The organism is Microbacterium sp. ZW CA_36, from assembly GCF_044987475.1.
In the GTDB taxonomy this organism is placed as follows: domain Bacteria; phylum Actinomycetota; class Actinomycetes; order Actinomycetales; family Microbacteriaceae; genus Microbacterium.
In genome coordinates, this window is the sequence record NZ_JBJDRL010000039.1 from 25,163 (window position 1) to 38,428 (window position 13,266).

The 13,266-nt window shown below is 70.2% G+C and carries 9 protein-coding genes; 5 read left to right on the forward strand and 4 right to left on the reverse strand.

The window, feature by feature from the left end; genetic code table 11:
- Positions 1-10: 10 nt before the first annotated feature.
- Positions 11-1,327, reverse strand: a complete 1,317-nt coding sequence (locus ACI3KX_RS15340; RefSeq protein ID WP_363357997.1) for an ABC transporter substrate-binding protein — start codon at positions 1,325-1,327, stop codon at positions 11-13.
- 291 nt (positions 1,328-1,618) lie between these two features.
- Here ACI3KX_RS15340 and ACI3KX_RS15345 point away from each other — a divergent pair, with 291 nt between their 5' ends.
- A complete protein-coding gene (locus ACI3KX_RS15345) occupies positions 1,619-2,641 on the forward strand; it encodes a LacI family DNA-binding transcriptional regulator (RefSeq protein ID WP_363357996.1) in 1,023 nt (340 codons plus the stop codon).
- On the forward strand, positions 2,638-4,773 hold the full coding sequence (locus ACI3KX_RS15350) for an alpha-galactosidase (protein WP_363357995.1): 2,136 nt from the start codon (positions 2,638-2,640) through the stop codon (positions 4,771-4,773). Before ACI3KX_RS15345 ends, ACI3KX_RS15350 begins: the two co-directional genes overlap by 4 nt.
- A gap of 281 nt (positions 4,774-5,054) precedes the next feature.
- On the opposite strand, the gene ACI3KX_RS15355 is transcribed toward ACI3KX_RS15350, so the two are convergent.
- Positions 5,055-5,624: a hypothetical protein gene (locus ACI3KX_RS15355; protein WP_404910273.1), complete on the reverse strand. Its 570-nt coding sequence runs from the start codon at positions 5,622-5,624 to the stop codon at positions 5,055-5,057.
- Positions 5,625-5,748: 124 nt separating this feature from the next.
- On the opposite strand from ACI3KX_RS15355, the gene ACI3KX_RS15360 reads away from it, so the two are divergent.
- Positions 5,749-5,916: a hypothetical protein gene (locus ACI3KX_RS15360; RefSeq protein ID WP_404910274.1), complete on the forward strand. Its 168-nt coding sequence runs from the start codon at positions 5,749-5,751 to the stop codon at positions 5,914-5,916.
- A gap of 400 nt (positions 5,917-6,316) precedes the next feature.
- On the opposite strand, the gene ACI3KX_RS15365 is transcribed toward ACI3KX_RS15360, so the two are convergent.
- Both ACI3KX_RS15365 and ACI3KX_RS15370 read right to left on the reverse strand, forming a co-directional pair.
- Entirely contained in the window at positions 6,317-7,285 is a 969-nt protein-coding gene (locus ACI3KX_RS15365) for an acetylxylan esterase (protein ID WP_363357993.1), read from the reverse strand.
- Positions 7,286-7,447: 162 nt separating this feature from the next.
- Positions 7,448-7,900, reverse strand: a complete 453-nt coding sequence (locus ACI3KX_RS15370; RefSeq protein WP_349426657.1) for a GNAT family N-acetyltransferase — start codon at positions 7,898-7,900, stop codon at positions 7,448-7,450.
- Between the two features lie 212 nt (positions 7,901-8,112).
- Here ACI3KX_RS15370 and ACI3KX_RS15375 point away from each other — a divergent pair, with 212 nt between their 5' ends.
- Positions 8,113-10,326 carry an NADP-dependent isocitrate dehydrogenase gene (locus tag ACI3KX_RS15375; RefSeq protein WP_404910275.1) on the forward strand — a complete coding sequence of 738 codons (2,214 nt, stop codon included), beginning with the start codon at positions 8,113-8,115 and terminating at the stop codon, positions 10,324-10,326.
- Between the two features lie 159 nt (positions 10,327-10,485).
- On the forward strand, positions 10,486-13,266 hold a 2,781-nt coding region (locus tag ACI3KX_RS15380; RefSeq protein ID WP_404910276.1), incomplete at its 3' end, for an MMPL family transporter.

Here is a 13,266-nt window from a genome sequence, read left to right on the forward strand (position 1 = left end):
TCCCGTCCGCTCAGCCGGCGAGCTTCTCGACCGATGCGCCCCAGCGCTCGTTCAGCTCGGCGAAGTAGCTGTCCTTGTCGCCGTCGGCGGCGCCGCGGGCGACGTCGACGAGCTTCTGGCGGTAGATCGGGCCGTACAGGTCGATCTGCGAGTCGCTGGAGACCTCGTTGAGCAGGCCCTCCTTGCCGGCGGGCGCCGGGTTGATCTCCATGAGCTCGACGCCGGCGGCCTCGAAGTCGGTCAGCGAGTCGGGCAGCGCGGCATCCTTGAGCGGGGAGACCATGCCCTGCGCCTCGGTGTAGCCCGAGTCGGCGACGACCCACTGGATCCACGCCCACGCGGCCGCCTTGGCCTTGGAGTGCTTGCTCACGGCCAGGTTGTAGTCGCCGCCGATCACGGCGAGCTGCGTGCCGTCGACGTTCGCGGGGAACGCCATGAAGCCGATGTCGTCGGCCGAGCCGCCGTTGTCCTCGGCGGCGGCCTGCATCTGCGAGATGGCCCAGGACCCCAGCGGCATGGTGGCGATCTTGCCGGTGCCCAGGTCGACCTTCGACTGCTCCCAGTTGGTGGTCAGCGGGTCGTCCTCGGTGAGCCCGGCCGCGACGGTGTCGTACAGCAGCCCGTCGATCGCGTAGATGTCGGTGCCCTCGGTCCAGGGCGCCGGGTCTTCGGCGAGCGTGATCGGTGCATCTGCGTCGTCGGTGATCGCGCCGAGGTTGCCGAAGCTCTGGGTCAGCGGCCAGCCGTCCTTGTAGTTGGTGTACATCGGGATCGCGTCGGTGTTGTCGGCGACCTTCTGCAGTGCGTCGAGCCACTCGTCTTCCGTGGTGGGCAGGTCGCTGACGCCGGCCTCTTCGAAGACCTTCTTGTTGTAGACGACGCCGTTCGCGTTGCCGCCGAAGGCGATGCCGTACTGGGTGCCGTCGAAGCTGGCGGCCGGCAGGAACCGGTAGGTGTCCTCGAAGTCGGCGGTGTCGCCCAGAGGCTCGAGGAACTGCTCGTACTGGTCGGGCTGGATCGCCGGGATGCCGATGACGTCGCCATAATTGGTGGTGCTCATGCGGGTGAGCATCTCGCCGGCGTAATCGGTGATGCCCTCGAATGTGACGTTGACGTCGGGGTACTGCTTGTTGAACTCCTCGGCGTACTTGTCGAACGTGCCGTCCTCGACCAGGTCGGTGCGCCACGTGACGACCTTGATGTCGCCCTTCACGTCGCCGTCGATCGTGTTGTCCGCGTCGCTCGATCCGCCGCCGCCCGCGCAGCCGCTGATCGCGACCGCGGCGGTGGCAAGCAGCGCGATGCCCGCGAGTGCCTTCTTCGCCATGTGATGTCTCCTTGTCAGGTTCGCCCTTGAACTGCCGGTGCTCGTCATCGCACCGTTGCGTGGTTCGTCGCGCCGTCAGATTAGACGCACTCGAAACGGTTCCGCAACTGTTCGATGTCAGCGCTGTCTTGTCGTGTCCGTTCCGAATTGTCTGCCGAGAATACCTGTCTGATCTGGGAGAAAAATTCCAGAGCTCACTGGTGACACCGGTGAATGTCTCTTCAATGTCCCACGTAGACATCACCGACGGCGGAGTGCTAGCGTGAAGCGCCCGGCAAGGAGGCCCCACCGATGACGGTTCAGCAGCGCGCGACCCTCGAAGACGTCGCCCGCCTCGCGGGCGTGAGCTCTAAGACGGTGTCGCGGGTCTTCACGCACCGTGACCTCGTCGCGCCCGACACGGTCGAACGCGTTCTCGCCGCCGCCAAGCGGCTGCGCTTCCGCCCCAACCCGCTCGCACGCAACCTGCGCCGCGGAGGGCCGACGAACACGATCGGCTTCATCATGGGCGAGCTGAGCAACCCGTTCTATTACAAGCTCGCCGCCGGCATCGAGCGGGAGCTCGCCGCCAACGGATACTCGCTCGTCGTGGCGACGACCGACGACACCGCGGAGGGCGAGGAGCGCGTCGCCGACGCTCTTCTCAGTCAGCGGCTCGGGGCGCTCCTGCTCATTCCCGTGGCGGAGGACCAGTCCTACCTCGAGGGCGAACGACACCTCGGCACGCCGGTCATCGCGATCGACCGCCCGGCGCGCAACCTCGTCGCGGACTCGATCGTCCTGGAGAACCACCGCGGCGTGTTCGAGGCCACGACCCGGCTGCTCGAGCGCGGCCATCGCCGCATCGGCTACATCTGCAATCCGGCATCCGTGTACACGCAGGCCGAGCGCCTACGGGGATACCGCGACGCGCTCGCCGCCTACGGCATCGTCGACTCCTCGCGGTGGGAGCGCCTCGCCGATGATCTCTCGACCCCGGCCGACGGGTTCATCGCGGATCTGCTCGCGCAGGGCGACGCGCCGACGGCCATCATCACGGGCAACAACCGCGTGACGGTCGCCGCGCTCCGCGTGCTGCGCGACCGCGACGACCGGAGCACCGCCCTCGTCGGCTTCGACGACTTCGACACCGCAGACGTGCTGGGGGTGACGGTCGTCAGCTACGACCCGCTCGCGCTCGGTCGCGCTGCTGCGACGCTCGCCATCGAGCGCATGCAGGACCCGGCCGGCTTCACACGTCAGCTCGAGATGCCGACGTGGATCGTCGAGCGGGGCACCGGCGAGCGACCCCCTGTGGAAAGGACCCCTGCATGACTTCCGGCTTCATCCGTCTCGAGAACGAGGGCGTCGGCGTGATCGTCGACGCCCGCGGTGCGGGTCTTCCGCGCGTGCTGCACTGGGGTGCGGCGGTGGGACGGATCACGGATGCCGATGCCGAGGCCCTCGCCCGGGCGCTGAGCAGGCAGACCCCTCCCGGCACGCTGGACGCCGCGTGGCAGCTGTCGCTGTCGCCGCAGGAGGCGGACGGCTGGAGCGGCCGGCCCGGCATGCAGCTGCGCCGCGACGGGGTGGTGCACCACCCGCGCTGGAGCGTCACCGGCGTCGAGCCCGACGACACCTCGCTGACCGTCACGGCGCAGGACGCGGCATCCGCTCTGCGTCTGTCGATCACGATCGGCATCGAGCGCGGCGGGGTGCTGTGGGTGCAGCACGTGCTCACGCACGAGGGAGAGTCGGATGCCGCGGCCGTCGACGTCGACTGGCTCGAGGCGACCCTTCCCGTGCCGTCGACGACCGACACGCTGCTGACCTTCGACGGCCGGTGGACGCGCGAGAAGCGCCCGGTCGTGACGCCGATGCCCGCCGGGGCCATCGTGCGGCAGTCACGGAGAGGACGCCCTGGGCACGACAGTCCCGTCGCTGCGATCGCGGCCGTCGGCGCTCCGCGCTGGGACGACGGCGCGCTGTGGGGCGTCCATCTCGCATGGTCCAGCGACCTCACGACCCGCGTCGACCGCGTGACCGAAGCTGTGACCCTCATCGGCGCCGGCGAGCTGCTGCGCCCGGGCGAGATCCGGCTCGGCCCGGGCGACGAGTACCGCGCGCCCCGGGCGGCGTTCGTGCACACGACCGAAGGGCTCGACGGCTTCGCGCACCGCGTGCACACGTGGCTGCGGGGCCGGTCCCAGCATCCGTCCTCCCCGCGCCCGCTCGTCCTCAACACCTGGGAGGCGGTGTACTTCGACCACGATCCGGCGCGGCTCGCCGCGCTCGCCGAGCGCGCCGCCGAGGTGGGGATCGAGAGGTTCGTGCTCGATGACGGCTGGTTCCAGGGGCGCCGCGACGACTCGACGAGCCTCGGCGACTGGATCGTCGACCGGACCGTGTGGCCCGACGGCCTCGGCCCGCTCGCCGATCGCGTGCACGAGCTCGGCCTGCAGTTCGGGCTGTGGTTCGAGCCCGAGATGATCAGCCTCGACTCCGACGTCGCACGCGCCCACCCCGACTGGCTGCTGCACGATCCGCGGCACGTCGACCACGACGCGGCGCTGTCGTGGCGGGGGCAGTATGTCATCGACCTCGCGGATCCGGATGCCTACGCCCACGTCTTCGGCCAGATCGACGCGCTCGTGACCGAGCTCGGCATCGACTTCATCAAGTGGGACCACAACCGCGACCTCGTCGAGAGCGTGCACGCCGGGCGCCCCGGCGGGCACGCGCAGATGACGGCGGTGTACGCCCTGCTCGCGGAGCTGAAGACGGCGCACCCGTCGCTCGAGATCGAGTCGTGCTCGAGCGGGGGTGCGCGCACCGACCTCGGCATCCTCGACGTCACCGACCGCGTGTGGGCGAGCGACTCCAACGACCCGGTGGAGCGGCAGGACATCCAGCGCTGGACCGGTCTGCTGCTGCCGCCCGAGCTCGTCGGCGCGCACGTCGGTCCGACGACCTCGCATTCCTCGGGCCGCACCACGGCGCTGTCGTACCGGATGGCGACGAGCCTCATGGGCTCCGCGGGCTTCGAATGGGACATCCTGTCGTGCGACGCGGACGAGACCGCCGCGATCACCCGCTTCGCGGCGCTGTACAAAGAGCTGCGGCCCATCGTCCACAGCGGGCGGGTGCTCCACCCTGAACTGCGGGATCCGGCCTGGCGCGTGACCGCGTACGTCGGAGCGGATGCGGCCGTCGTCGTCGCCGCGACGGTGGCCAGTCTCGAGGACGCGCGCGCCGAACGGCTGCGGCTGCCCGGGCTCGACCCCGACCGCCGCTATCGCGTGCGCGTGCGTCGCGAGATCGGCGCCGCCGAGTACGGATGGATCGCGCCGGAGTGGTTCACCGCGGGCGAGATCGAACTCCCGGGCTCGCTGCTCGCCGAGGTCGGTCTTCAGCTGCCGACGCTGTGGCCGCTGCAGGCGTTCGTCCTGCACCTCGAGGCGCGCTGACGCGCTTCGTCTCGCAAGCTCGCTCGTTCGGGGGTCGCGATTGGTGGCTTCGCCCGCCGGGTTGCGACGTGTTGTGACCCCCGAGCGGACGGGCGGGTCGTTCGGGGTCGCAATTGGTGGCTTCGTCCGCGGCGTCACCGCGTGTTGTGACCCCCGAGCGGACGGAGATGGATGCCGGGTCGGAGCGGCTTATGGAGTGTCATGGACGGGCCGAGGACACGGGGAGACGGATGCCGCGGCTCTCTCGGGGCAGACGCGCGAAGCGCTGCGGGCACAGGCGGCTACCCGGGCACCCAGCCGTGGCGGAGGAGCGCGGCGCGCACGATTGCCACCGCCCGCGGGCGCTCGCCTCGGATGTGGGCGGAGGTGAGGCGGACGACCTCCCACCCCTCGGCGGCGTAGGAGGCGTACTTGTCGATATCGCGATTCCACTGGTTGCGGTCCGTGCGGTGGTGGTCGCCCTCGACCTCGACCGCAACCTTCAGATTCCGGTAGACGACCTCTGAGATCCCGAGGAGTTGCCCTCGGCCGTCGCGGATCTCGACGTCGAGGTCGGGCTCGGGGAGCCCGTCTGCCGCGGCGTCGAGTCGCAGCTCGGTCTCGAGCGGCGAGGCGCTGCCGACCCGGATCAGCTCGAGGGCTTGTCTGAGTTTCGCTACACCCATACGCCGCCCGGCCAACGCGGCCCGCTCGAGCTGTGGGATTGTCGCGATGCGCTGGCGCGGCTGAAGCCCGCCGCGGCTGTCGCGCGGAATCCGCACGAAGGAGTCGCCCAGCGCTACGAGCTCACGCACCGTGTGCTCGGCGCCGAGCATCGCCCAGGTCGTCGTCATGCGCAGGCCGTCGTGCATGCGTAGGTTGGCAAGCTTGGGCGCGACCCTGATCCCGCGCACACCCGCGTGTCGAGGTGCGCGGGCGGGGCTGAACACCCCGACGACGAGGTCCGGTCCCGGATCGATGGAGGCTCCCTGCAGAATGGCCGCCGTCCACCCGGCGAAGAACATGCGCGACGTCATCGCGGTGCCGAATATCGCCGCTCGTCTGGCTTCATTCTGCCGGGCGAGTTCCCATGGCGATGGTGGCGAGCCGTCCTCGGCGTTCGTGCCGGCGCCTTCGGGTGCGGTCTTCGCCCGCGTGCCGTGAAAGGGAGACTCCAGGTCTTTCGTGCGAAGGCGGTTCGGTGACACCCCTGCCGCGCGGGCCGCGGCGACGGAGAATGCGTCGCCGAGCGACTCGGGCAGCGGGCGCGGGCGTCGAGGCACGCCCCCACGATGCATCCATCGCGCTGGTCGCCGATCACGTTCTCGCCGTTCTGCGCATATCTCCGCCTGCGCCGCCCCTGGGGAGGAGCCGCCGGCTCCGGCATCCCATCACTCGGGTGTCACGACACGCGGCCTCGCCGACATCGTCACCGCGTGTCGTGACCCCCGAGCCGCCGGACGGCGCGTTGGTGTGCCACAAAAGGTGGGCACGGGCGCGAGGTAGCGACGTTTCGTGACCTCCGAACCGCCGGGGCGAGCCGCCGGCGGGCGCGGGGGAGCGGTCAGGCGAGAGTCGAGAAGAAGGCGGCCTGCTTCGGGAACTGGAACGCCTGACCGCCCTCGTGGCCGTTGTGGGTGTAGACCTCGATGCGCTTGTCGGCCGTCTCGTGCCGGTTGAACGCGGCGTAGACGGTCGACGGCGGGCAGATCGTGTCCATGAGGGCGACCGAGTACAGGGCCGCGGCATCCGCCCGCTTCGCCATGTTCACGCCGTCGAAGTACGACAGGGTCTCGAACACCCGCTCGTCGGCGCCGCGGTGCACGGCCAGGTAGCGCACGACCTCCTGGTAGGGGTCGTCGCCGGTGAGGCCGACCGCGCGCTCGAAGTGGCAGAGGAACGGCACGTCGGGCATGACGGCCACGAGGCCGTCGGAGAGGCCCGCCGCCGCGATCGCGATGCCGCCGCCCTGGCTCGCGCCGCACACCGCCACGCGGTCGGCGTCCACCTGCGGGAGCGTTCGCACCGCGTCCACCGCGCGCACGGCGTCCGTGAAGACCCGGCGGTAGTAGTAGGTCGCGGGGTCTTCGATGCCGCGAGTCATGAAGCCGGACGAAGACGGGCCGGTGCCGTGCGGATCGAGCGTGTCGCCACCCGAGCCCCACATCGATCCCTGGCCGCGCGTGTCCATGAAGAGGTGAGCGTAGCCGGCGGCGGCCCATCCGAGGCGCTCGCCGGGGAGGCCTCGGCCTCCGCCGTAGCCCTGGTACTCGACGACGGCCGGAAGAGGTCCGGTGGTGCCTGCCGGGAGCGTGAGCCACGCCTTGACAGGGTCGCCGCCGAAGCCGGGGAACGTCACGTCGAAGATGTCGACCAGCGTGTACGGCGTGTCGAGCAGCGCGACCTCGGGCGCGGCATCCCACTGTCGCGACGCTGCGATCGTGGCGTTCCAGAAGTCGTCGAAATCGGCGGGTTCGCGAACCTCGGGGGCGTAGCCCGCGAGCTCGGCGGGGGACAGATCGAATCTCGGCACGGACTCACCCTAGTGCGTCGCGCGCAAGCGTTTCGACGATCTTCGAGAGGGCGACGAGGCCTCGATGGGGGAGGGGTATTCGAGGCCCCGCCGCCGGTCTCTGGCGCGCCCGGCGGGCGCTGTGTGGGGAGAGTCTTCCGGGGGATTCGGGCGGCTGTTACGTCAGAGACGGATCTCTGCGATGACCTCACCGTACTCGGTCTCACCGACCGGTGTGAAGCCCACACGCTCGAAGAACTGCTGCGGACCCCCTTCGCCCGCTTCGTAGATGACGCAGACGTGGTCCATGCCGCGGTTGCGAGCCTCGTCGATGAGGCCCTTCACGGCGAAGCGACCGACGCCGCGGCCCTGGTCGTCGGCGTCCACGTTGATGCGCCACAGCACCGAGCGGAAGTGCTCCACCGGATCGTCCGGATCGAAGTTGGCGCTCACGAAGGCGACCACCTCCTCGCCGTCGAGCACGACGCGCTGCCACGCCGTCTGCGGGTTCACCACGGTCGCCGCGATGCCGTAGCTGACGGGGGAGAGGTACTCCTCCTGGCCGGGCTTCAGCGACAGATTGTTGACCGCCACGATGGTCGCGGCGGACAGTTCGACGAGTCGCAGATCACCCATGGGCCCCAGGCTAGCCCGGATGACGACATCCGGCACTCTGAGGGGTCCGGATTAACGCGGTGTTCACACGCGGCGGCGCGGAGCGCCCAGGCTCCGACGTGAGGCCGAAACCGCGGAAACTCGGTGTCACGGCGGGTGGAGATCTCTTGACGTCGAGATATCTCGGGTGCTTGCGATAGGCTGATGGCCGACCCGTGAGAAGGACGTGACTGGTGACCGATTCGACCATCATCTACACCTATACCGACGAGGCACCGGCCCTCGCGACCGCATCGTTCCTGCCGATCGTGCAGGCCGTCACCCGCCAGGCGGGGGTGGACGTCGAGACGCGTGACATCTCGCTCGCCGGCCGCATCCTCGCGGCGTTCCCGCAGAACCTGACGCCCGAGCAGCAGGTCGGCGACGCGCTCGCCGAGCTCGGGGGCCTGGCGACGCTGCCCGAGGCGAACATCATCAAGCTGCCGAACATCTCGGCGTCGATCCCCCAGCTCAAGGCGGCGATCGCCGAGCTCCAGTCGCAGGGCTATGACGTCCCCGACTACCCCGACGAGGCGCAGTCGCTCGAAGACAAGGACGTCCGCGCGCGGTACGACCGCATCAAGGGCTCGGCGGTCAACCCCGTGCTGCGCGAGGGCAACAGCGACCGCCGTGCGCCGCTGTCGGTCAAGAACTACGCGCGCAAGCACCCGCACCGCAACAAGCCGTTCGCCGAGGGCTCCAAGACCCGCGTCGCCACGCTCGGCCACGACGACTTCAAGTCGAACGAGAAGACCACGGTGATCCCGGCCGACGACGTGCTGTCGATCCAGCACGTTGCGGCCGACGGCACCGTCACCTCGCTGAAGACCGGCATCAAGGTGCTGCCCGGCGAGATCATCGACAGCACCTTCCTCTCGGCGGCAGCGCTCGACGCGTTCCTCGCCGAGACCCTCGAGACGGCCAAGGCCGATGACGTGCTCTACTCGGTGCATCTCAAGGCCACCATGATGAAGGTCAGCGACCCGATCATCTTCGGCCACGTCGTGAAGGCGTACTACGCCGACGTCTTCGACCGCTATGGCGACAAGATCGCCGAGGCCGGCCTCACGCCCAACGACGGACTCGGCGCGATCCTCGCCGGCCTCGGCGACATCGAAGGCGGCGACGAGATCGCCGCCGCGATCGCCGCGGCGACCGACTCCCCGCGACTGTCGTACGTGAACTCCGACAAGGGCATCACGAACCTCCACGTGCCGTCCGACGTCATCGTCGACGCGTCGATGCCGGCGCTCGTCCGCAACGGCGGAAAGCTGTGGGGCGCCGACGGCGGCGAGGGCGACACTCTGGCCGTCATCCCCGACTCCTCCTACGCGAGCGTCTACCAGACGGTGATCGACGACGTCATCGCGCACGGCCCGCTCGACCCCGCCAAGATCGGCACCGTGCCGAACGTCGGCCTTATGGCGCAGGCTGCCGAGGAGTACGGCAGCCATGACAAGACGTTCGAGCTGCAGGCCGCCGGCACCGTCCAGGTCGTCAACCAGGCGGGCGACGTGCTGCTCGAGCACTCCGTGCAGCCGGGCGACATCTGGCGTGCGACGCAGACCAAGGACATCGCCATCCGCGACTGGGTGAAGCTCGCCGTCACGCGTGCTCGCGCCACCGGCGCTCCGGCCGTGTTCTGGCTGGATGAGAACCGCTCGCACGACGCGGCCCTCATCGCGAAGGTGAAGGAGTACCTGCAGGCTCACGACACCGAGGGGCTCACCATCGAGATCCTCGCGCCGGCCGACGCCACGCAGTACTCGCTCGACCGGCTGCGCAAGGGTGAGGACACCATCTCGGTGACCGGCAACGTGCTGCGCGACTACCTCACCGACCTCTTCCCCATCCTCGAGGTCGGCACGAGCGCCAAGATGCTCTCGATCGTCCCGCTCCTCGCGGGCGGCGGACTCTTCGAGACCGGTGCCGGCGGCTCTGCTCCCAAGCACGTGCAGCAGCTGCTGGAGGAGGACTACCTCCGCTGGGACTCGCTCGGAGAGTTCTTCGCGCTCGCCGCGTCCCTCGAGCACCTCGCCGACTTCACGGGCAACGTGAAGGCGCAGGTGCTGGCCGACACGCTGGATGCCGCGACCGGCACGTTCCTCGAGAACGACAAGTCGCCCGGACGCGCGCTCGGCACGATCGACAACCGCGGCAGCCACTTCTACCTCACCCTGTACTGGACGCAGGAGCTGGCGAAGCAGCAGGCCGACCCCGAGCTCGCGGCGGCCTTCGCCCCCGTGGCCGAGGCACTGGCGGCGGGCGAGGAGCAGATCGTCGGCGAGCTGATCGCCGTGCAGGGCTCGCCCGTCGACGTCGGCGGGTACTACCGTCCCGATGCCGAGCTCGTCGCCGGCGTGATGCGCCCGTCGCAGACCTTCAACGGGATCATCGACTCGCTCTGATCAGAGCCTACGGAGGGGACGGATGCCACTCGGCATCCGTCCCCTCCGTCGTGCGCGGCACGTCGGGGTGCAGCCCGGGGGGGGTGTTGCTCTGAACGCGTGGGCCCTACCCTGAGGCAACTGCTACTGGGGGAGCAGGACCCTGCGCAAGGGGGGACGATGTCGTCTGCGCTCTACACGCTCGGACGCTGGGCCTTCCGCGCGCGCGGGCTCGTGCTGGGCGTGTGGGTCGCCGTGCTCATGGCCCTGTTCGCGGGCGCGGGCATCCTCGGGACGGGCACCGACAACACCTACACGATCCCCGGCACCGAGTCGCAGGAGGCGCTGGACGCACTCGGCCGCACCTTTCCGCAGGTGAGCGGCGGGTCGGCGCAGCTGATCGCCGTCGCGCCCACGGGCGGATCGGCGACCGACGCGGACTTCCAGTCGGCCGTCGAGGCGTCCGTCGATACGATCTCGCAGATCCCCCAGGTGTCGTCGGCGACCTCGCCATACGGCCAGGCGTCGTCGTCGAACATCAGCGCGGACGGCAGCGCGGTGCTGGTGCCGATCCAGCTGACGGTGAGCGGCACGGCAGTGCATGCGTCGACGGGTCAGGCGCTGCAGGATGCCGGCGCCGCCCTGCAGGGCGCGCTCCCGCCGGGTTCGGAGGTGTCCGTCGGCGGCCAGCTGTTCTCGCAGAGCTCGACCGGCATCAGCATCACGGAGCTGATCGGCATCGCGGTCGCGTTCGTCGTGCTGCTGTTCACGTTCGCGTCGCTCCTCGCGGCCGGACTGCCGCTCGTGACGGCGCTCGTCGGGGTCGGCGCATCGCTGTCGCTCGTGCTGATCGCGACGCGCTTCACCTCCATCACGTCGACCACGCCCCTGCTCGCGCTCATGCTCGGCCTCGCGGTCGGCATCGACTACGCGCTGTTCGTGCTCGCGCGGCATCAGGACCAGTTGAAGGAGGGCGTGGAGCCCGAAGAGGCCGCGGCTCGCGCGATCGCGACGTCGGGCTCGGCCGTGGTGTTCGCTGCGCTCACCGTGATCATCGCGCTGCTGGGGCTCGTCGTCGCCGGCATCCCGTTCTTGACGACGATGGGCGTCGCCGCCGCCGTCGCGGTCGCGCTCGCGGTGCTGGTCTCCCTCACGCTGACGCCGGCGCTGCTGGGGTACGCGAAGTGGCGCGTGGTGCCGCGCCGGTACCGGCCGGGACGGATCCCGGATGCCGCCTCCACAGGCTCCGCCGGCGCCGGGCGCCGCGCGGCGCCGGCGCCCGACGGGACCGAGCCACTCGGCGACGCAGAGCGACTCGGCGACACAGAGCGACTCGGCGACGATGGGGTGCTCGACGACGCCGAGGTCGAGCTCATCGACCCCGCGGAGTCGGCCGCCGATGCGGCCGAGGCGGCGGAGGTGAGGATCGACGGCGATCCGGAGGACGAGGCGTCGGACTCCGTACCCGCGGACCCGACGGCGTCGCCGCGCGGCCCCGGCGCATTCTTCCGAGGGTGGGTGCGCATCGTCACCCGGTGGCCGCTCGTGACGGTCCTGCTCGTCGTCGGCCTGCTGACGTTGGCGACGATCCCCGCGGCGCACTTGCGACTCGCACTCCCGGATGCGGGTTCGATGGAGGAGGGGGAGCCGGGCCGCGTGACCTACGACCTCATCGCGGAGCACTTCGGTCCGGGCTACAACGGCCCCCTGCTCGTCACGGGATCGGTGATCGAGAGCACGGATCCCGTCGGCCTCATGGACGATCTGGGGACCGACATCGCGACCGTCGACGGTGTCGCCTCGGTGCCGCTGTCGACCCCCAACGAGACCGGCGACACCGGCATCGTGCAGGTCGTGCCCGAGGGCGGCCCGGACTCGGTCGCCACTGCTGAGCTGGTCGCCACCCTCCGTGGGATGCACGACCGGCTCGAAGCCGAGTACGGGGTCGACCTCTCCGTGACCGGGTACACCGCGGCAGGCATCGACATCTCCGAGCGGCTGGCCGGTGCGCTGCTGCCCTTCGGCATCCTGGTGGTGGGGCTCTCGCTCGTGCTTCTCGCGATGGTGTTCCGCTCGGTCGTCGTGCCGATCACGGCGGCGCTCGGCTACGTGCTGTCGATCGGCGCGGCGTTCGGGCTCACCACCCTCGTGTTCGTCGACGGGATCTTCGCCGACCCGCTCAACATCGCGTCGGTGGGCACGGTGATCAGCTTCATGCCGATCATCGTGATGGGCGTCCTGTTCGGCCTGGCGATGGACTACGAGGTCTTCCTCGTCAGTCGCATGCGCGAGGACTACGTGCACCACGGCGAGCCGGTGCGCGCCGTCCACGACGGGTTCGCGGCATCCGCTCGCGTGGTGACCGCCGCCGCCACGATCATGTTCGCGGTGTTCGTCGCCTTCGTGCCGGAGGGTGATGCCAACATCCAGCCGATCGCGTTCGGCCTCGCGGTGGGCGTGGTGGTCGATGCGTTCCTGGTGCGGATGACGCTCATCCCCGCCGTACTGGTGCTCTTCCGTCATCACGCGTGGTGGATGCCGGGGTGGCTCGACCGTCTGCTGCCGTCGTTCGACGTCGAGGGGGAGGGCCTCGCCCAGGAGCTCGCGCTGGCGGACTGGCCCGAGGCCGACCTGGTGCTCGCGGCGGATGGTGCCCGCGCGCGCGACCACCCGAGCACGCTGGACGCCGAGCTGGCCGCGGGCGGCATCCTCGTGATCGAGGGCGGGGACGAGGTCGAGCGCCGTGCGATGCTCGCCGCGCTCGGCGGTCGCGCCGCGCTCGCGGAGGGTCGCGTCAAGGTCGCCGGGCTCGCGCTGCCGGCGCGCGCGAGCAGCGTGCGGGCGCGGACATCGCTCTGGGGCGTCGCTCCGGACGGCAGCGGGCTCGCGGTCGCCCTCGAGTCGCGGCCCGCAGTGGTACTGGTCGAGGGGCTCGACGACGTCGGCTCGCCGTCCGCGCGC